Origin of the sequence: Kitasatospora sp. NBC_00458, from assembly GCF_036013975.1 — a bacterium.
Classification (GTDB): domain Bacteria; phylum Actinomycetota; class Actinomycetes; order Streptomycetales; family Streptomycetaceae; genus Kitasatospora.
This window is the reverse complement of record NZ_CP107904.1, coordinates 4,620,199-4,636,359: the sequence shown is the minus strand read 5'-3', so window position 1 is coordinate 4,636,359 and position 16,161 is coordinate 4,620,199. Positions and strand designations below refer to the sequence as shown.

At 75.5% G+C, this 16,161-nt stretch carries 14 protein-coding genes; 9 read left to right on the top strand and 5 right to left on the bottom strand.

Going from position 1 to position 16,161, the window contains the following annotated elements; all coding sequences use genetic code 11:
- Nucleotides 1-49: 49 nt before the first annotated feature.
- Nucleotides 50-511 carry an Lrp/AsnC family transcriptional regulator gene (locus OG550_RS19065; RefSeq protein ID WP_327679127.1) on the top strand — a complete coding sequence of 154 codons (462 nt, stop codon included), beginning with the start codon at nucleotides 50-52 and terminating at the stop codon, nucleotides 509-511.
- A 442-nt stretch (nucleotides 512-953) separates the two neighbouring features.
- On the opposite strand, the gene OG550_RS19060 is transcribed toward OG550_RS19065, so the two are convergent.
- Nucleotides 954-1,541, bottom strand: a complete 588-nt coding sequence (locus tag OG550_RS19060) for a TetR/AcrR family transcriptional regulator (protein ID WP_327679125.1) — start codon at nucleotides 1,539-1,541, stop codon at nucleotides 954-956.
- A 128-nt stretch (nucleotides 1,542-1,669) separates the two neighbouring features.
- Here OG550_RS19060 and OG550_RS19055 point away from each other — a divergent pair, with 128 nt between their 5' ends.
- From OG550_RS19055 to OG550_RS19045, 3 genes are all read left to right on the top strand, one after another.
- On the top strand, nucleotides 1,670-2,938 hold the full coding sequence (locus tag OG550_RS19055) for a glycosyltransferase family 39 protein (RefSeq protein ID WP_327679123.1): 1,269 nt from the start codon (nucleotides 1,670-1,672) through the stop codon (nucleotides 2,936-2,938).
- 160 nt (nucleotides 2,939-3,098) lie between these two features.
- Nucleotides 3,099-4,799 carry a phenylacetic acid degradation protein PaaN gene (gene paaN, locus OG550_RS19050; RefSeq protein WP_327679122.1) on the top strand — a complete coding sequence of 567 codons (1,701 nt, stop codon included), beginning with the start codon at nucleotides 3,099-3,101 and terminating at the stop codon, nucleotides 4,797-4,799.
- 158 nt (nucleotides 4,800-4,957) lie between these two features.
- On the top strand, nucleotides 4,958-6,454 hold the full coding sequence (locus OG550_RS19045) for an FAD-dependent monooxygenase (protein ID WP_327679120.1): 1,497 nt from the start codon (nucleotides 4,958-4,960) through the stop codon (nucleotides 6,452-6,454).
- Between the two features lie 137 nt (nucleotides 6,455-6,591).
- Here OG550_RS19045 and OG550_RS19040 read toward each other — a convergent pair whose 3' ends face one another.
- Nucleotides 6,592-7,161, bottom strand: coding sequence for a CGNR zinc finger domain-containing protein (locus OG550_RS19040; RefSeq protein WP_327679118.1), 570 nt, complete (start codon nucleotides 7,159-7,161; stop codon nucleotides 6,592-6,594).
- 286 nt (nucleotides 7,162-7,447) lie between these two features.
- Here OG550_RS19040 and OG550_RS19035 point away from each other — a divergent pair, with 286 nt between their 5' ends.
- The 4 genes from OG550_RS19035 to OG550_RS19020 all read left to right on the top strand — a co-directional run bounded on the left by OG550_RS19035 (nucleotide 7,448) and on the right by OG550_RS19020 (nucleotide 11,759).
- Nucleotides 7,448-8,491: a hypothetical protein gene (locus tag OG550_RS19035; RefSeq protein WP_327679116.1), complete on the top strand. Its 1,044-nt coding sequence runs from the start codon at nucleotides 7,448-7,450 to the stop codon at nucleotides 8,489-8,491.
- Between the two features lie 207 nt (nucleotides 8,492-8,698).
- Nucleotides 8,699-9,166: a VOC family protein gene (locus tag OG550_RS19030; protein ID WP_327679114.1), complete on the top strand. Its 468-nt coding sequence runs from the start codon at nucleotides 8,699-8,701 to the stop codon at nucleotides 9,164-9,166.
- A gap of 26 nt (nucleotides 9,167-9,192) precedes the next feature.
- Nucleotides 9,193-10,110 carry a pyridoxamine 5'-phosphate oxidase family protein gene (locus tag OG550_RS19025; protein WP_327679112.1) on the top strand — a complete coding sequence of 306 codons (918 nt, stop codon included), beginning with the start codon at nucleotides 9,193-9,195 and terminating at the stop codon, nucleotides 10,108-10,110.
- A gap of 251 nt (nucleotides 10,111-10,361) precedes the next feature.
- Nucleotides 10,362-11,759, top strand: a complete 1,398-nt coding sequence (locus tag OG550_RS19020; RefSeq protein ID WP_327679111.1) for a peptidoglycan-binding protein — start codon at nucleotides 10,362-10,364, stop codon at nucleotides 11,757-11,759.
- Between the two features lie 18 nt (nucleotides 11,760-11,777).
- On the opposite strand, the gene OG550_RS19015 is transcribed toward OG550_RS19020, so the two are convergent.
- Together OG550_RS19015 and OG550_RS19010 are read right to left on the bottom strand one after the other, a co-directional pair.
- Nucleotides 11,778-12,569, bottom strand: coding sequence for a TrmH family RNA methyltransferase (locus OG550_RS19015; RefSeq protein ID WP_327679110.1), 792 nt, complete (start codon nucleotides 12,567-12,569; stop codon nucleotides 11,778-11,780).
- 5 nt (nucleotides 12,570-12,574) lie between these two features.
- A complete protein-coding gene (locus OG550_RS19010; protein WP_327679108.1) occupies nucleotides 12,575-13,216 on the bottom strand; it encodes a TetR/AcrR family transcriptional regulator in 642 nt (213 codons plus the stop codon).
- A gap of 104 nt (nucleotides 13,217-13,320) precedes the next feature.
- Here OG550_RS19010 and OG550_RS19005 point away from each other — a divergent pair, with 104 nt between their 5' ends.
- Nucleotides 13,321-13,977, top strand: a complete 657-nt coding sequence (locus OG550_RS19005) for a hypothetical protein (RefSeq protein WP_327679106.1) — start codon at nucleotides 13,321-13,323, stop codon at nucleotides 13,975-13,977.
- Between the two features lie 34 nt (nucleotides 13,978-14,011).
- Here the strand turns inward: OG550_RS19005 and OG550_RS19000 are convergent, their stop codons facing one another.
- Entirely contained in the window at nucleotides 14,012-16,159 is a 2,148-nt protein-coding gene (locus OG550_RS19000; RefSeq protein WP_327679104.1) for an FUSC family protein, read from the bottom strand.
- Between the last annotated feature and the right edge of the window lie 2 nt (nucleotides 16,160-16,161).

The window sequence follows — 16,161 nt, the reverse complement described above, 5'->3', positions numbered from 1 at the left end:
GTGGCGGTCGACTGGTGGCAGTGCGTCCAATCATCGAGGGTGGGGGGACATGTCGGCTGAACAGACGTCCAGACTCGACCGGGTCGACCGGGCGATCCTGCGGCTGCTGCAGCAGGACGGTCGCGCCTCGATCCGCTCGGTGGCCGAGCGGGTGCACGTGTCCCGGGCCAATGCGTACGCCCGGATCTCCAGGATGGTCGAGGACGGCGTCATCCGCGGCTTCACCGCCAGGGTCGACCACGAACGCGCAGGTCAGGGCGCATCCGCGTACATCACCCTGAAAATCGTGCAGAACTCCTGGCGGACGGTCCGCGAGCAGCTGCTGGCGCTCCCCGGGGTCGCGCACATCGCCCTGGTCGGCGGCGATTTCGACGTGCTGCTGCTGGTCCACACCGCCGACAACCACGCCCTGCGGGAGCTCGTGCTCAACCGCATCCAGTCCATCCCCCAGGTGCTCGGCACCCGCACCATGCTGGTCTTCGAGGAGACGGACCAGGTCCCGCCGTTGTAATCGCCCGCTCGCCTCCGGGCCGCTTTGATCCGGTGCCGACGGTCGGCGCTCCGATGACGCTCGTTCCTCGCGGCCTCCTCGCGCTCTCCCTTTCGGCACCGGCGCGGCCCTTCGGCTCGGGGCGGGTTCGGTGCGTGGCCGGGGTCGGCGGGGCGGGCGGGTGCCGAGTGGCTCGGGGCGGCTCGGGTGCGGGGCCGGGGCCGGCGGGGCGGGCGGATACCGGACGGCTCAGGGCGGGCCCGGTACGTGGCCGAGGTCGGCAGGGTGGGCGGGTGCCGAGTGGCTCGGGTGCATGGCTGAGGTCGACAGGGCGGGCGCATGCCGGACGAGCCCGGTACGTGGCCAGGGCCGGCAGGGCGGGCGCATGCCGGACGGGTCGGGTGCCGTGGGCCCCGGGGTGGGCGGATGCCCTTCGGCTCGGCTCGGCTCGGCTCGGCTCGGGTCAGCCGCGGGCGCGCAGGCCGTCGAAGGCCAGGTGGACCACCGCGTCCGCGACCCCGTCGGCCCCCTTGAGGCCCGGCCGGTACCACTCGACGATCGAGTTGATCATGCCGAAGAGCAGCCGGGTCGCCAGCCGCGGCTCGACGTCCGCCCGCAGCGATCCGTCCGCGACGGCGGCCCGCAGCAGCTCGGCCACCTGGTGGTCGAACTCCCGCCGCCGCTCCAGCGCCCACTGCTCGGTGGCCGTGTTGCCGCGCACCCGGAGCAGCAGGGTGACGTACGGCAGCTCCGCCAGCAGCACCTCGGCGGTCCGCCGCACCACGTGCTCCAGCCGCTCGACCGCGGGACCCTCGACCGCGTCCGGCTCCGCCAGGATCGCGGAGAGCCCGTCCAGGGCGCGTCCGACGGCCAGCCGGAGCAGCTCCTCCTTGCCGCGCACGTGGTGGTAGATCGACGACTTGGAGATGCCGGCCGCACGCGACAGGTCCTCCATCGAGGTGCCGTCGTAGCCGCGCTCGTTGAAGACGTCGACGGTCACCGCGAGCAGGGACTCCACGGTGTAGGCGGTGCGCGTGGTGTGATCGGCCATCCCCCGAGTATCCCCGCCCATCCCCGCACGGGTGCGCCCGGGTGGCTTGGTCCACACCAAAGGGCGGGGCCACGCCCTAGACTCGGCGGACGATCCGTCCACGGCCGAGCAGGGTGGGGTCCAGTCTGATGAGCGCAATACCGGCGGTCGCCTCCGACGCGCCCGAGCAGCGCAGCGACGAGTCGACGACCGAGCCCGGCGTCGACTGGCGCGAGCGCGCCCGCGGGCTCGTCCTCCGCTTCGGCCCGGCCGTCTGGTGCTACGCGGTCCTGAAGCTGATCGGCTTCACCGTCTTCATGAAGCTGCTCTCCTTCTCCGGGGACTACCTGGAGAAGCACCCGCGCTTCGGCGGCGGCGCGAACCCGTGGGACGTCCTGGCCAGCTGGGACGGCTGGTGGTACCAGCAGGTCGCCCAGTTCGGCTACCACCCGGCGCTGGTGGCCGTCCCGAACGGCAGCCCGGGGTTCACGATCGAGCAGAACTCGGCCGCGTTCTTCCCGCTCTACCCGGGCCTGATGCGGCTGGTCTCGGACGGCACCGGCCTCGGCCTGTACGGCGCCGGGATCCTGGTCTCGGTGGTGGCCTCGCTGTTCGCGGCGGCCGGCATCTACGCCGTGGTCGACAGGCTGGCCGGGCCGCGGGCCGGTGTCGTCGCGGCCGGGCTCTGGGCGATCGCCCCGGGCTCGGGCGCCGAGTGGGCGCTCTACTCGGACTCGCTGTTCGTCGCGCTGGCCGCCTGGTCCTGCTACTGCGTGATGACCAAGCAGTGGGTCGCCGCCGGTGTGGTCACCCTGGTCGCCGGCCTCAACCGGCCGACCTCCGCGGCGCTGATCGGCGCGGTCGGCCTGGCGGCGCTGGTCGAGCTGTACCGGCGGGAGAGCGGGGTGCTGCGCCCGCTGGCCGCGATGCTGCTGGCACCGCTCGGGCTGCTCGGCTACGTCGGCTGGGTCGGCTGGCGGATGGGCGAGTGGGGCGGCTACTTCACGCTCCAGCATGACGCCTGGCTGCACTACTTCGACTGGGGCCAGGGCACCTGGAAGGCGATCCGCGGGATCCTGCTGGGCCGCAACGACTACCCGTTCGCCTACCACACGGCCGACATGCTGGCGACGCTGATCGTCTTCAGCCTGCCGGTGCTGATCGTGCTGCTGGTGCGGCTCCGCCCGCCGCTGGTGCTGACCGCGTACACGCTGGCCACCATCGTCTCGGTGCTGGGCAGCCTGGGGATCTTCGGCAACACCTCGCGCTACCTGCTGCCGGCCTTCCCGCTGCTCATCGCGTTCGCGGTGGCGATGCGGAAGCTGAGCTGGCCGGTGCTGGCCGCGGTGCTGGGCACCGGCGCGGTCGCCTCCGGCTGGTACGGCGGTTACGTGATCTTCGAACTGGGCATCCCGTAGACCGGACGCCCGCCGACCGCACGGCCCGCCGCAGGGGGCGCGTCCGCTCCGGACGCGCCCCTCGCGCTTCCCCGCCCCGGTTCCGTCCGCCCTCTTGAGCCGACCGATCGTTCGGTTACCCTGTGACGTGTCCCGTCCTCCCCTCTGAGGAGCGCACACGATGTCCGCAGCGGTCACCCACCCCGTCGTCGCCGAGCTCGTCGAACGCCACCAGGCCACCCTGGACGCCGCACTCGCCGCCGCCGCCTCGCGCGACTACTGGTCGCCCTACCCCGAGTTCCCGAAGGCCTACGGCGAGAGCGCCGCCGCGGACGGCAGGGCAGCCTTCGAAGCGCTGCTCGACCAGCCGTTCGCGCTGCCCGGCCACCCCGCCGACGGGGACCTGATCGGCGGCGAGGCCTCCCCCTACGGCGTCGAGCTGGGCATCGGCTACCCGCACGCCGAGCCGGACACCCTGATCGCCGCGCTGCGCGCCGCCGGACCCGCCTGGGCAGCCGCCGGACCGCGCGCCCGGGCCGCCGTCTGCCTGGAGATCCTCGCCCGGATCAACGCCCGCTCGCACGAGTTCGCCAACGCCGTGATGCACACCACCGGCCAGGCGTACGCGATGGCCTTCCAGGCCGGCGGCCCGCACGCCCAGGACCGCGGTCTGGAGGCGGTCGCCTACGCGTACGCCGAGCAGACCCGGCTGCCCGAGCGCGCCGGCTGGACCAAGCCGCAGGGCAAGCGCGACCCGCTGGTGATGACGAAGGAGTTCACCGTCGTCCCGCGCGGCCTGGCGCTGCTGATCGGCTGCAACACCTTCCCCACCTGGAACGGCTACCCCGGCCTCTTCGCCTCCCTCGCCACCGGCAACCCGGTGCTGGTCAAGCCGCACCCGCGCGCCGTCCTCCCGCTGGCCCTGACCGTCCGGATCGCCCGCGAGGTGCTCACCGAGGCCGGATTCGACGCCGACCTGGTCTGCCTGGCCGCCGAGCACGAGGGCGGCACGGTCGCCCAGACCCTCGCCGTCCGCCCCGAGGTCAAGCTGATCGACTACACCGGCTCCACCTCCTTCGGCGACTGGCTGGAGGAGAACGCCCGGCAGGCCGAGGTCTACACCGAGAAGGCCGGCGTGAACACCGTGGTCGTCGACTCGACCGACGACTACAAGGGCATGCTGGCCAACCTGGCCTTCTCCCTCTCGCTCTACAGCGGCCAGATGTGCACCACCCCGCAGAACCTGCTGATCCCGCGCACCGGCATCGGGACCGACCAGGGCGACAAGTCCTACGACGAGGTCGTCGGCGACCTCGCCGCCGCCATCGAGGGCCTGCTCTCCGACGACGCCCGCGCCGCCGCCATCCTCGGCGCCGTGGTCAACCCCGGTGTGCTCCGGCGCACGGTCGCCGCGGCCGGCGGCGAGTACGGCGAACTGGCCCTCGCCCCGCGGGTGGTGGAGTCGCCGGAGTTCCCCGGCGCCGTCGTCCGCACCCCCGCGCTGGTCAAGCTGGACGCCGACAAGCCGGACGACCGGACGGTCTTCCGCAGCGAGTGCTTCGGCCCGGTCTCGTTCGCCGTCGCGGTCGAGAACACCGCCGCCGCGGTCGAGCTGCTCCGCGACACCGTCCGCACCCAGGGCGCGATGACCGCGGCCGGCTACACCACCTCGCCCGAGGTCGAGGCCGCCCTGGTCGGGGCCGCGCTCGACTCCGGCGTCTCGCTCTCGCTCAACCTCACCGGCGGTGTGTACGCCAACCAGACCGCCGCCTTCTCCGACCTGCACGGCACCGGCGCCAACCCGGCCGCCAACTCCGCCTACTGCGACGGCGCGTTCGTCGCCAACCGGTTCCGCACGGTGGAGGTCCGCCGGCACGGCTGACGGTCCCCCGCCCCCCGGGCGGCCCACCGCCGCCTCCGGGCCCCGGACACCACCGGGGCCCGGAGAATTCACAGGGCCGCCCCGGGGCGGCGATGATGGAGGCCGGGAGCACGCCGAACGCGGCGTCCAACCTCTGTCCGAGCACCGGGAGCTGACACATGACCGCGAAGCAGACCGTCACCGACGTCCTGATCGTCGGCGCCGGACCGACCGGCCTGCTGCTGGCCGGGGACCTCGCCGCCGCCGGGATCGGGGTCACCGTCCTGGAGAAGCGCGGCACCGAGTCCAACCTCACCCGGGCCTTCGCCGTCCACGCCCGCAGCCTCGAACTCCTCGACGCCCGCGGCCTGGCCGACGACCTCATCGCCACCGGCCGCCCGCTCACCACGCTGAAGATCTTCGACAAGTTCCGGGTCGACCTCGGTGAACTCCCGAGCCGCTTCCCGTTCGTCCTGATCACCCCGCAGTACCGGACCGAGCAGCTGCTGCACGACCGCGCGGTCGAGGCCGGCGCGACCGTCCTGCGCGGCGCCGAGGTGGTCGGCCTGCGCCAGGACGCCGAGGGCGTCACCGTCGAGGCCGTGCAGAACGGCGCCGTCACCACCCACCGGGCCCGCTACGCGGTGGGCGCCGACGGCGTCCACTCCGCCGTCCGCGACCTGCTCGGCATCCCGTTCCCCGGCGAGTCGGTGGTCAACTCCGTCCTGCTGGCCGACGTCCGGCTGGAGCGCGAGCCCGACGAGGCGGTCACCGTCGGCGCCAACGAGCACGGCTTCGCCTTCCTGGTGCCGTTCGGCGACGGCTGGTACCGGATCATCGCCTGGGACCGCACCGAGGAACGCCCCGACGACACCCCGCCGTCGCTCGACCGGATCGCCGCCGTCGCCCTCGGCGCCCTCGGCGAGGACTACGGCCTGCACGACGCCCGCTGGAGCTCCACCTTCCACAGCGACGAACGGCAGGTCCCCAACTACCGCTCCGGGCGGGTCTTCCTGGCCGGCGACGCGGCCCACTGCCACTCCCCGGCCGGCGGCCAGGGCATGAACACCGGCCTCCAGGACGCCGCCAACCTCTCCTGGAAGCTCGTCGCCGCCCTCCGGGGCCAGGCCACCGACGCACTGCTCGACACCTACCAGACCGAGCGGCACCCGGTCGGCAAGGCGGTGCTGCGCAGCTCCGGCGCCCTGATCCGGCTCGCCCTCGCCCAGTCCGCGGCCACCCGGGCGCTGCGCGGCGCGCTCGCCTCGCTCGCCGACCACCTCGACGTGGTCGCGGAGCGCGGCGCCCGCACCGTCTCCGGCATCGGCATCGCGTACCCGGCGCCCAAGGACTCCCACCCGCTGGTCGGCAAGCGCGTCCCCGATCTCCGGCTGACCGGTCTGGAGCCGCCGCGCGAGGGCGGTCCGGCCGCCCCCGAGCGACTCTACGAGGCGCTCCGCGCGGGGAGGTTCGTGCTGGTCGGCAATGACGAGCAGGCCGCCGCCGCACCGTGGGCGGACCGGCTGACCACCGCCGCCCCGGCCGACCCGCACGGCAAGCTGCGCGACACCGTGCTGCTGATCCGCCCCGACGGCCACGCCGCCTGGGCGGCCGTCGACCCGGGTGCGGGCGAGCTCCGCGCCGCCCTCACCGACTGGCTGGGGCAGCCGGCCTGACGGTCGCCCCGGCGGACCGCGGGTGTGCGCCCTCAGGGGTGTGCCCGCCCGCGGCCCGCCGGCGGCCCCGCCGGACCGCAGCCGCGCCGGACCGCGCCGCGGTACCGGCAGGGGCCGGGGGAGGTCCTGGCCGCGCCCTAGCCGTGCACCTTCCCGTAGTGCCGCGCCGCCTTCGCCCGGTTGCCGCACACCGCCATCGAGCACCACCGCCGCCGACCGTTCTGCGACGTGTCGAAGAAGTGCAGGATGCACGCCTCGTGCGCGCACTTCTTGATCCGCTGCGGCCCCTGCCCGAGCAGTCCCAGGAAGTCGTCCACCGCCAGCCAGGCCGCCAGCCGCGCGGGGTCGTCCACCTCGACCCGGTCCACCGGGCCCGTCGCGGAGGCCTCCCGCCGGACCCGGCCGTGCCCCAGCACCGCGTCCAGCCCGGCCAGCGCCGCCACCCCGACCCCGCCGCGTTCGTCGAGGTCCCGGACCGCCGCCGCCAGCGCCTCCCGGGCCTCCCGGGCGGCGGCCCGCCCGGCCGCGTCGGCCGCGCAGCGTCCGGCCAGTCCGGCCGAGGAGAGCCAGATCGCGTAGCCGTCCGGCTCGTCGTCCAGCAGGTCGTTCACCGGCGTGCCCGCCCACCGCGTGTTCAGCAGGTCGAGCGCGAGCGGCTCGCCGGTCAGCGGGCGCGGGTCCCGCGGGTCTGCTCTCCGGTCCGTCATCGGCCATCCCTCGCTCTCGCCCGGGTCCCCGAGTCTACGTCGGGCCGGTGCCCCCGGAACCGGCCCGGACCGGTCGGACCGGCCGCCGGACGGACGGTCTGTTTCCGCACTGTTTCAAGATCCCTCACTCTGTGGTCGACTCACCGTGACCACTGTCATACGCACGACTGATGACGTAGCCTCTCGACCGTGCATAGGGTTCCCCACAGCTCGGCGAGGCCGTTGACGGCGCGCTCCGGCGCCGAACCGGCTCCTGCCGAATCCGCCCGGTGGGGAGAGTAACCGCATGGCCTCACAGAACCCCCAGGACGCACGGCTGAGACAGGTCGGGCCGCGCCCCGGCGTGCCCGCCACCGCGCCCGCGCCCGCCCAGCCCGCCCTCCAGCCGCCCGCCCTGCAGCCGCCGGCCACCGCGTCCGCCGGACGCCCGAGCCCGACCGGCGGCTTCGCCGACACCCTGCACCTCGCGATCGAGGCCAGCGGCCTCAGCCTGGACCGGATCCGGGCCGCGCTCGCCCAACGGGGCGTCAGGGTCAGTGTCACCACGCTGAGTTACTGGCGGCGCGGGCGCAGCCAGCCCGAGCGGGCCAGCTCGCTGCGCGCCGTGCACCTGCTGGAGGAGCTGCTCGGCCTGCCGCACTCCACCCTCTCCTCGCTGCTCGGCCCGCCCCGTCCGCGCGGCCGCTGGGCCGCCAACGCCGGCGCCAGCCACCTGCGGCTGGAGGACGTCTGGCCGGGCGAGCAGGAGATCGCCGACGTGTTCGCCGAGCTGGACGCGCCGCCGGCCGGCGAGCTGGAGCGGCTCTCGATCCACGACTCGTACTACGTGGACGCCGACCGGCGCGGCAACCTGCTGCGGATGCGCCAGGTGGTCCGGGCGACGGTGGCCGGGGTGACCCGCTGCCTGGTCGTGCACAAGGCCGACGAGGAGGCCACCGGCTGCCCGGAGATCACCGGGGTCCGGCACGGCCGGCTCGGCCGGGTCCGCCGCCGACCGGACGCCGGCCTGATCGTCGGCGAGGTGATGCTGGACCGGCCGCTGGGGCTCGGCGACAGCACGGTCTTCGAGTACGAGGTGGAGATCCCGTCCGGCGGCGCCGAGACCACGGAGTACAGCCGCCGCTTCGCCAGCCCGGTGCGCGAGTACGTGCTCCAGGTGCACTTCGACCCGGCGAGGGTTCCGGCGCACTGCGAGCGGTACGACCGGGACCCGGGTGCGGACGTCGACCGCCGCCGCGAGCAGCTCTGGATCGGCGCCTCCGCCAGCGCCCACGTGCTCGCCCCGGACCAGCAGCCGGGCCACATCGGCATCCGCTGGGAGTGGGAGTAGTCCCCTCCCGCTCCTCCTCCGCCGCCGCCCGGCGCCGGTCCTCCGTACCACCCACCCCGAGCCTTGTCATGGTCCGGCCACGACCGGGGGCCCATCTAACCACTTCGCCCGCCAGTAATGGTTGACGCCCGCTCGACCTAACCGTTACTGTCGCTTACAACGGTTAGCCAGCGGCGCCACGAGGCGCCCTGACCAGGGGAGTCAGGCATGTCCGGCACCATCAGCAGCACCCTCCAGACCGGCCACGTGGGCCTCAACGTCACCGACCTCGCCCGCTCGGTCGCCTTCTACCGGCGCGTCCTCGGCCTGGAGCTGCTCAAGGAGGGCACCGACCCCGCACAGCGGTTCGCCTTCCTCGGCCGCGACGGCCGCCCGGTGCTCACCCTCTGGCAGCAGAGCGAGGGCACCTTCGCCACCGCCGCCCCCGGCCTGCACCACCTCTCCTTCCAGGTCGACACGCTCGACGAGGTCCGCGCCGCCGAGGCGCTGCTGCGCGAACTCGGCGCCGCGTTCGCCCACGACGGCGTCGTCCCGCACGGTGAGGGCGCGGCCTCCGGCGGGATCTTCTTCACCGACCCGGACGGCATCCGGCTGGAGGTCTACACCCCGCAGGGCGTCGACGCGACCGGCGCCGAAGCCCCCTCCGGGTCCGCCCCGACCTGCGGTTTCTTCTAGACCGGACGAACACCGGGAGGCGCGCCATGACCACCGCCACGCCCTACCACCCCGGCGAACGGGCCGCCCAGGCCCGGGCCGGCCGGCTGGACCGGGCCGACCACTCCGGACGCGCCATCGGCAGCACGATCCCCGCCGTGGCCGCCCGCTTCCTGACCGAGCGGCGGATGCTGGTGGTCGGCGCGGCGGACGCCGACGGCCGCCTCTGGGCCACCCAGCTCAGCGGCGCACAGGGCTTCCTCCGGGCCGCCGACGAGCACACCCTGACGGTGGCCGCCCGCCCGGACGACGACGACCCGCTGGCCGCGGCCCTGGCCGCGCCCGCCGAGGTCGGCACCATCGCGCTCGACCCGGCCGCCCGGCGCCGGATGCGGCTGAACGGCCGCTCCGTGCCGGACGGCCGGGGCGGCCTGGTGGTCACCGCCGACCAGGTCTACGCCAACTGCCCGAAGTACATCCAGCGCCGCAGCCCGGTGGACCGCCCGGGGGCCGGCGCCGCCCGCCGGGTCGCCGTCGGCGCCGCCCTGAGCACCGCCCAGCAGCTGCTGGCCTCCACCGCGGACACCTTCTTCGTCACCACCGCAGGCCCGGACGGCCGGGTGGACGCCTCGCACCGGGGCGGCAACCCGGGCTTCCTCCGGGTGCTCGGACCGGACCGGCTGCGCTGGCCCGACTACGCGGGCAACAGCATGTTCATGACCCTCGGCAACCTGGAGCTCGACCCGCGCGCCGGCCTGCTGATCCCGGACTGGGAGACCGGCGGCTCGCTGCTGATCACCGGCGAGGCCAGGACCGACTGGTCCGACCCCGCCCGGGCGGGCGTGCCGGGCGCCGAGCGGGTGGTCGACCTGACCGTCACCGGTGTCGTCGAGCTGGCCGACGCCACGCCACTGACCTGGACCGGCGCCGAGTACTCGCCGGCCAATCCGCCCGCCGGGAGCTGATACCCCGGAGGCCGACCGGCCGTCCGGTTCCGCACCGGCGGCGCCGCCTCCCGCCCGACGGCCCGACGACCGCGCCACGCCCGCGCCACGCCGGGCCGCCGAGCGGTCGTCACCCGGCCGGCGCAGTCCGCCGCGCCGACCAGGCGCCCGATTTGGGACTTTGGTCCCGATGACACGCGCTGTCGCCCTGGGAAGGACCGTCCTGTCACGCCGTCAGCGGTGACAGCCCGACCAGGAGAAAGAGGCGGAGCATGACCCTGACCGAAGGACCGGCCGCGCTGCTGGAGTTCGACGAGGTCGAACCGGACGACGACTGCATATGCGGGGGCTGCCGCGACCGCCGCCGCGCCCGGCTGCACGCCGCACCGGTGCACGAGGGCGGACACGCCGCAGCCCGCAGCGTCCGCCGACGGGCCGCCGTACTGATGGCCGCCGTCGGCACCGCCCTCGGCGGCGCGGCCGGCGCCGCGGCGGCCCCCGCGCCGGGCCCCGCCTCCGGGGGGCCCGCCTCCGGAGGCTCCGGCACCGGCGGCTCCAGCTCCGCCCGGCCGGAGACCCCGCAGGGCGAGGTCAGCGGTCTCCACGGCGCCTCGCCGTCCGCCCGCGGCGCCGCCTCCCCGCGCGCCGCCGCCCAACCGCCCACCAGGGCGCAGATCATCGAGCGCGCGCAGCGCTGGGTCGACCAGAAGGTCCCGTACAGCATGGGCCGGTACTGGTCGGACGGCTACCGCCAGGACTGCTCCGGCTTCGTCTCGATGGCCTGGGGCCTGGGCAGCAGCCAGACCACCTGGACGCTGCCGGGCTTCGCCGACCGGATCACCAAGGCCGAGCTCCAGCCCGGCGACGTCCTGATCCACAACGACCCCGCCGATCCGCAGGCCGGTTCGCACGTCACCGTGTTCGGCGGCTGGACCGACTCCACCCGCACCCGCTACCTGGCGTACGAGCAGACCTCGCCGGGCACCACCAAGCGGTCCACCCCGTACGCCTACTGGAACAACTCCGCCTCGTACGTCCCGTACCGCTACAAGGCGCTCTCCCCCGGCGGCGGCAACGGCGGAGGCAACGGCGGCAGCAGTGACGGCTCCGCCTCGACGGCCTTCCCGGGTGCCGACAGGTTCGGCCCGGGCGCGGACAACGCCTACGTCACCAGGCTCGGCGAGATGCTGGTGAAGCGCGGCGGCGCCCGGTTCTACACCACCGGCCCCGGCCCGCGCTGGAGCGAGGCGGACCGCCGGGCCACCGAGGCGTTCCAGCTCGCCCAGGGCTGGCGCGGCAGCGAGGCGGACGGCATCCCCGGCAAGGACACCTGGGACCACCTGGTCAACGGCAGGGGCCGGAACATCGACGGCGGCGCCCCGCTCCCGCCGCCGCCCCCGGTCGGCCCGGGCACCGGGACCGGCACGGGTGCGCCGCCCTTCCCCGGCCGGGCCGCGTTCGCGCCGGGCGCCGCCGGCGACCACGTCCGGCAGCTCGGCGAGCAGCTGGTCCGCAGGGGCTTCGGCCGGTACTACGCGCAGGGCCCGGGCCCGCGCTGGACCGAGTCCGACCGGCGCAACGTCCAGGCGTTCCAGGAGGCCCAGGGCTGGCGCGGCGCGGAGGCCGACGGCTACCCCGGCCCGGACACCTGGAGGCGGCTCTTCTCCTAGGAGCCGCCCGCAGGGTCCTCAGGCCCCGGCACCCCGGCGTCCGTCCGGCAGGGGAGCACCGGGCGGACGCCCCGACATCCAGTGGAAGAGCCCCATCGCCACGCTGGTCGCCAGGTTGAAGCTGGAGACCCCGGGCCGCATCGGCACCGCGACCAGCCGGTCGGCGCGCGCCTTCAGCTCCGCCGAGACGCCGTGCCGCTCGGTGCCGAAGGCGAGCACCGCGTCGTCCGGGAAGGCGGTCTCCCGGATGTCCGCCCCCTCCGGGTCCAGCACGTACAGCGGGCCGGCGGGCAGCTCCGGCAGTGCCAGCCGCTCGACCGCGGTGGCGAAGTGCAGGCCCGCGCTGCCCCGGAGCACGTTCGGGTGCCAGGGGTCGAGGTCCCCGGTGGTCACCACACCGGCCGCGCCGAAGCCGGCCGCCAGCCGGATCACCGCGCCGACGTTGCCCAGGTTGCGCGGGTCCTCCAGCAGGACGACCGGCGCCGACCGCGGCCGGCGGGCCAGCGCGGCGCGGTTGGCCCCGGTGGTGGGACGGGCGGCCAGCGCGATCACACCGGTCGGGTGGAGCCGGGGCGCGAGCGTCCGCAGGGCCTTCTCCGGCAGCTCCGCGGCCAGTGACTCCAGGGCGGGCACGGTGTCCGGGGCGAGTTCGGCGGCGAGCGCCAGCAGCCCGGTCCGGTCGGCGGTCAGCACCTGCCGGACGGCGCCGCCGAACCGCAGCGCGTGCTTCAGCGGGTGGAAGCCGTCCAGCAGGACCGTCCACGGCTCGTCGGCGCCGGCCCGCCAGGCGCGCAGCAGTTCCTCGTTCACACCGCTCACTCTGCCACCACGGGCTCGCCCGGCCGTCCGGCGGCGGCGATCACCTGGTCGAAGGTGAGCGGTTCGCCGGTCCCCTCGTCGGACGCTCCGGGCCGCAGCCCGGCCAGTGCGAGGTCCAGGTGCCGGTGGACGAGCGCGCCGTCGGCATCCAGTGCGGCCAGCCCGCCCGGCAGCGGGCGGGAGACCCGGACGCAGAGCAGCACCAGGTCGCCCATCCCGACGTCCGCGCGCAGCCGGCCGGCGTCCTGGGCGGCGCGCAGCAGGTCCCCGACCGCCGAGACCGCACCGGACCGGGCGGCGGCCAGTTCCTCGTCCACCACCAGCCGCTCCAGCAGCACCACGATCGCCGCCCCCATCCGCAGGTCGGCGGCGGCGTGCACGAAGCGGCGCAGCGCGCGGTACGGGTCGGCCTCCTCCTCCCGGGCCCGGACGGCCGCTGCGGCGAGCCGGGTGAGCAGGTCGGTGACCAGGGCCCGGACCAGCGCCTCGCGGTCGGGGAAGCGCCGGTAGAGGGTGCCGGGGCCGACGCCGGCCCGGCGGACCACCGCGTCCAGCGGGGCGTCCGGGCCGCGCTCCAGGAACACCTCGCAGGCGGCGTCCAGGATCCTGCGCCGACTGCGTTCCGCGTCCGCTCTCATCGCCAGCCCCTTAACCGGAGAGATTTCCTCCTCCTATGCTACCGTCCAGACAGACGGAGAAAATCTCTCCGGTTGAGCGGGACACCCTTCCGAGGAGCGACGCCATGACGACCACCTCACGGCCGGCCATCCACACCGACATCGACGGCACCGGGCACGACCGCCCGGCCGTCCTCGCCTGGGAGCTGGACCGCTCCCGGGCCGCCCTGCGACTGCTCAAGCAGCGCCTCGGCGACGACCGGGTCCGCGACCTGCTCGCCCCCGACACCGCCGCGGCCGACGCCGCGATGGCCGACTGGCTGCGGGCCTCCGGCGGCCGGTGGCGCGCGGCCGTCACCGAGCTGACCGCCGCCGGCATCGACGCCGGGACCTTCCTCACCTGGTGGCAGGGCCGGCTGCACGCCCCCGACCGGGCCGCCCTGCTGGCCGCCAACCCCGAGCACTACCTGGCCGACTCCACCGGCGGGACGGTCGAGATCATCGAGACGGTCGGCGCCGGGCCGCTCCGCTTCCACCTCCGCTTCCACCCCACCCCGGCCACCCCGGAGTACCCGGTCCGGATCGGCGGCACCGGCCACCTGGCGGACGGCTCCGAGGTGCTGCGGGTGATGCACGAGTTCGCCGACTCCCCCCGGGGGCTGCGGATCCGGCTCACCGTCGAGTTCCCGGCCGCGGCCCCGGTCGAGCTGTCGACCGGTCACCAGTGGCACTTCGCGTGCGAGTTCGCCAACTGGCTGGAGGCGGCCGCGGCGGCCGCCTGACCGCCGCCGCGGCCACCGCGGCCCGAACCGGGCCCTACCGGCCCGTCGGCTCCGGTTCGCGCTGCACGGCGGAGGTCGCCGTACCGCCGCCGCGCAGCGCCCGCTCCAGGTCCTTCAGCGCCTGGAGCAGCAGCCGGGCACCGGTCCGCAGCACGTCCCGCTGCACCCCGGCCGGCGCCCCGGCGAGCCGCTGCTCCAGCCGCTCCTGCGCCTCCCGGACGGCGTCGAACTCCACCGGCTGCCCGGTCAGCAGCGCACCCGCCGCCAGCGCCGTCGCCAGCCGCAGCTCGTCGGCGAACTCGACCGCCCCCGGCACCGGTTCGGCGTCGTCCGCGGGCAGGTGCGCCTCCAGCAGGACGGCCACCCGCCCGAGGTGGCCGACCGCCGCCCGGGCCCGGTCCAGCTGGCGGCGGCTCACCCCCGGGAGCCCGGAGGCGTGCCGGCCCGGTTCGGCGTCGGCCCGCTGCATCGCCTGGAGCAGCTCGGAACGCGCCTCCCGGGAGTCCAGCAGCGCCGCACGGACCGCCCGCCCGCGCGGGGCCGCCGGGCGCTCGTAGACGGCGATCACCTCGGCCGCGTACCGGCCGGCGGCGGCCAGCCACTCGGCCAGCCGTTCACCGAGCCGGGCGGTCTGCCAGGTCGGGAAGAGCGCGTAGACGAACAGGGCGACCGACCCGCCGAGCAGGGTCAGCCCGACCCGTTCGACCGCGGTCGCCACCGGGTCCCCGGCCTGCAGCCCGAGCAGGAAGACCACGTACGAGGAGATGCAGGCCGTGATGACCGCGTAGCCGGTGCGCAGCGTCAGGTAGGCGCCGCCGATGCTGATCACCGCGAGCGCGGCGAGCACCCAGTCGCCGGGCTTCGCCAGCTGCACCACCAGGGTGGAGACGGCGACCCCGGCCATGGTCCCGACCAGCCGGGCGACCCCCCGGCTGTAGGTCTGCGCGAAGTCCGGCCGCATCACCATCGCGGCCGTCATCGGCGCCCAGTACCCGTGCTCGAAGCCGGCCAGCCGGGCCAGCAGGTAGGCGGCGGTGACCACCCCGGCCAGCCGGACGGCGTGCTGGAAGACCGCCGAGCGCGGCTGGAACTGCCGCCGGACCGCGCGCAGCGCGGTGGGCAGCATCCGGGACAGCGGCGGCTTGCGCAGTGCCCCGCCGGCCTGCACCACGGGGGTGTCGATGGTGTCCTCGGCGCCCCGGTCCAGCGCGTCGGCGGCCTTGCGGAGCAGTCCGGCCAGCCTGCGGGCGGAGCGCCGGGCGGCGCCGCGCAGCTCCGGGCCCTCGGTCCGGGCGGCGAGGGTGAGCGCGGGCGCCGAACGCGGCAGCTGCAGCGGGTCGCCGGTGCGGATCGCCCGGGCCAGCGCGTCCATCGCCTCGGCGGCGGCGGCGAGCACCTCCCGGGCGCGGTCGCGTTCCGGGCCCTCCTCGGGGGCGCCGACCTTGGGGTCGGCGATCGCGGCCAGGGTCGGCCGGATCCGTTCGGCGAGTCCGCGCAGTCCGCGCAGCTCGGGCGGCCGGTTCCGGCCCTGCCAGGGGGTCAGCGCGGCGGCGTGCCGGGCGGTCATGAACGGTTCCGGGTCGACGTGCGCGGTCGGGTCCTGGCGCAGCCGGCGGGCGTAGTCGGCGAGCTCGGCGTAGGTGTCGGCGAGCGCCTCCCGCTGGACGGTCCAGCTGCCGATCGGCCAGACGGTGATGACCAGGGCCTGGACGGCGCCGCCGAGCGCGCAGACCAGCCCGTGCCCGAGCGCGGTGAGCGGGCTGACCGGCAGCTGGACCACGACCAGCATCACCGAGACGGTGTTGGCGGCGACGACCCCGGCGGTCGGCCCGATCGCCCAGGCCAGTCCGGCGCCGAAGGCCCAGACCGCGAGCAGGACCGGGAACAGCCCGGTCACACCGGCCGCCAGGTAGCCGAGGAAGGTGCTGACGCCGAGTCCGATCCCGGCGGCGACGGCGAGCGTGGCCCGGGGCCGGAAGCTGCGCTGGAAGGTGGCGGTCCCGGCGATGAAGGCGCCCATCGCGGCCGAGGTGGCCAGCCCCGGCCCGGCCAGCGCGAGGGTGGGGAAGAGCACCGCGGCGACGGCGACCGCACCGCGCAGCGCCCGCTTGGGGTCGGTCAGCGCCCGGTCGATGGTCAGTCCGGTCCGCGCGGTGTCTCGAAGGGCGGCGAACCAGGACATAA

Bases quoted from the DNA above. Each gene is read 5' to 3' on its own strand.
- OG550_RS19035 (WP_327679116.1), top strand. From the start codon at position 7,448: ATGGCCTCACAGAACCCCCAGGACGCACGGCTGAGACAGGTCGGGCCG.
- OG550_RS19055 (WP_327679123.1), top strand. From the start codon at position 1,670: ATGAGCGCAATACCGGCGGTCGCCTCCGACGCGCCCGAGCAGCGCAGC.
- OG550_RS19025 (WP_327679112.1), top strand. From the start codon at position 9,193: ATGACCACCGCCACGCCCTACCACCCCGGCGAACGGGCCGCCCAGGCC.
- OG550_RS19045 (WP_327679120.1), top strand. From the start codon at position 4,958: ATGACCGCGAAGCAGACCGTCACCGACGTCCTGATCGTCGGCGCCGGA.
- OG550_RS19020 (WP_327679111.1), top strand. From the start codon at position 10,362: ATGACCCTGACCGAAGGACCGGCCGCGCTGCTGGAGTTCGACGAGGTC.
- OG550_RS19060 (WP_327679125.1), bottom strand. From the start codon at position 1,541: ATGGCCGATCACACCACGCGCACCGCCTACACCGTGGAGTCCCTGCTC.
- OG550_RS19010 (WP_327679108.1), bottom strand. From the start codon at position 13,216: ATGAGAGCGGACGCGGAACGCAGTCGGCGCAGGATCCTGGACGCCGCC.
- OG550_RS19065 (WP_327679127.1), top strand. From the start codon at position 50: ATGTCGGCTGAACAGACGTCCAGACTCGACCGGGTCGACCGGGCGATC.
- OG550_RS19005 (WP_327679106.1), top strand. From the start codon at position 13,321: ATGACGACCACCTCACGGCCGGCCATCCACACCGACATCGACGGCACC.
- OG550_RS19040 (WP_327679118.1), bottom strand. From the start codon at position 7,161: ATGACGGACCGGAGAGCAGACCCGCGGGACCCGCGCCCGCTGACCGGC.
- paaN (WP_327679122.1), top strand. From the start codon at position 3,099: ATGTCCGCAGCGGTCACCCACCCCGTCGTCGCCGAGCTCGTCGAACGC.
- OG550_RS19030 (WP_327679114.1), top strand. From the start codon at position 8,699: ATGTCCGGCACCATCAGCAGCACCCTCCAGACCGGCCACGTGGGCCTC.
- OG550_RS19000 (WP_327679104.1), bottom strand. From the start codon at position 16,159: ATGTCCTGGTTCGCCGCCCTTCGAGACACCGCGCGGACCGGACTGACC.